Here is a 1,553-nt window from a genome sequence, read left to right on the forward strand (position 1 = left end):
CAGTCTCTTTTCAGATTCTGGCTTCTTTTGGTTCTCTTCGCTTCTTCCTGCTGTTCAGTTTTCAAAGAACGTGTTCGTCGCATCCCTTGCCTTGCCTTATGTTGTCTTGCTCCGTGCGACTTTTATACTTTACCATCTTTCATCTTGCCTGTCAATCATTTTGTGAAGATTTTGTAAAGTTTTTTCTGGTGGGCTCAAGTGGACTCGAACCACCGACCTCACGCTTATCAGGCGTGCGCTCTAACCACCTGAGCTATGAGCCCTAATGGTCCGGGTGGAGGGATTTGAACCCCCGGCCCCATGGTCCCAAACCATGTGCGCTACCAAACTGCGCTACACCCGGATAGTGTGTTTTAAGTAGAGTCTGCATGCAGCACGCCTGAATCAGGTGATTACTGTCTGTCACTGTAGCCTCTGACTTTATGTTGAAGATGGCAGGGGTGGCAGGATTTGAACCCACGACATACGGTTTTGGAGACCGTCGTTCTACCAGACTGAACTACACCCCTATGCTGGTTTAAATGAAAATCTGGTGGGCCTTCAGGGACTCGAACCCCGCACCGCCCGGTTATGAGCCGGATGCTCTAACCAACTGAGCTAAAGGCCCGAGCGTTTGACAAGCATTGCCTATAAGTGGTCCGGGTGGAGGGATTTGAACCCCCGACCTCATGATCCCGAACCATGCGCGCTACCAAACTGCGCTACACCCGGAGACCATTTTGAAAAATGGCGGAGAAGGCGGGATTCGAACCCGCGCGCCGCATACACGACCTAACGGTTTAGCAAACCGTCCTCTTGAGCCGCTTGAGTACTTCTCCATAATATTATGTGGGCATCTACCATTTAGAGCTATGAAGTTTTGATGGCGGAGAGGGTGGGATTCGAACCCACGGCCCCTTTCGGAGTCACTGGTTTTCAAGACCAGCTCCTTAAACCGCTCGGACACCTCTCCAAGTAATCCGATGGCATTCTGAGGTCAGTCAACAGGATTATTGTATCACACCTCATGAGCCTCTGTCTGCATTTTATAAAAAAAATCTGGTGACCCATCCGCGACTCGAACGCGGGACACCCTGATTAAAAGTCAGGTGCTCTACCGACTGAGCTAATGGGTCAGGTGGCTGGGATAGCAGGACTCGAACCTGCGCATGACGGAGTCAAAGTCCGCTGCCTTACCGACTTGGCTATATCCCATCATAGGTATGGCGTGCCCACAGGGATTCGAACCCCGGACACACGGCTTAGAAGGCCGTTGCTCTATCCAACTGAGCTATGGGCACAAAAAAATAGACATATAAACTAATGGTTGCGGGGACAGGATTCGAACCTGCGACCTCCGGGTTATGAGCCCGACGAGCTTCCAGCTGCTCCACCCCGCGTCATCATTTTGTATGTTCAACATATAAAAACACTATATGGAAGAACAGTATTTAGAAGGTAAGGAGTCGCAGCGACCTACTCTCCCAGGACTTCACGTCCCAGTACCATCAGCGCTGAAGGGCTTAACGGCTGTGTTCGGGATGGAAACAGGTGTTTCCCCTTCGCTGTAGCCA

At 51.1% G+C, this 1,553-nt stretch carries 11 tRNA genes and 1 rRNA gene; all 12 read right to left on the bottom strand.

Annotation, left to right across the window (positions count from 1 at the left end):
• Window positions 1-186 precede the first annotated feature (186 nt).
• Window positions 187-263, bottom strand: a tRNA-Ile gene (locus AAIG11_RS17800).
• A 3-nt stretch (window positions 264-266) separates the two neighbouring features.
• A tRNA-Pro gene (locus tag AAIG11_RS17805) sits at window positions 267-343 on the bottom strand.
• A gap of 89 nt (window positions 344-432) precedes the next feature.
• Window positions 433-509 (bottom strand) — tRNA-Trp (locus AAIG11_RS17810).
• A 21-nt stretch (window positions 510-530) separates the two neighbouring features.
• Window positions 531-607, bottom strand: a tRNA-Ile gene (locus tag AAIG11_RS17815).
• Window positions 608-634: 27 nt separating this feature from the next.
• A tRNA-Pro gene (locus AAIG11_RS17820) sits at window positions 635-711 on the bottom strand.
• A gap of 16 nt (window positions 712-727) precedes the next feature.
• Window positions 728-818: transfer RNA gene (locus AAIG11_RS17825), tRNA-Ser, on the bottom strand.
• Window positions 819-863: 45 nt separating this feature from the next.
• Window positions 864-952 (bottom strand) — tRNA-Ser (locus AAIG11_RS17830).
• A gap of 87 nt (window positions 953-1,039) precedes the next feature.
• A tRNA-Lys gene (locus AAIG11_RS17835) sits at window positions 1,040-1,115 on the bottom strand.
• A 3-nt stretch (window positions 1,116-1,118) separates the two neighbouring features.
• Window positions 1,119-1,194 (bottom strand) — tRNA-Gln (locus AAIG11_RS17840).
• A gap of 9 nt (window positions 1,195-1,203) precedes the next feature.
• Window positions 1,204-1,280, bottom strand: a tRNA-Arg gene (locus AAIG11_RS17845).
• Between the two features lie 23 nt (window positions 1,281-1,303).
• Window positions 1,304-1,379 (bottom strand) — tRNA-Met (locus tag AAIG11_RS17850).
• A gap of 63 nt (window positions 1,380-1,442) precedes the next feature.
• Window positions 1,443-1,553 (bottom strand): 5S ribosomal RNA (gene rrf, locus AAIG11_RS17855); the annotation flags it as partial.

The sequence above is a fragment of the Anoxynatronum sibiricum genome (assembly GCF_039414295.1).
GTDB classification, from domain to species: domain Bacteria; phylum Bacillota; class Clostridia; order Peptostreptococcales; family Tindalliaceae; genus Anoxynatronum; species Anoxynatronum sibiricum.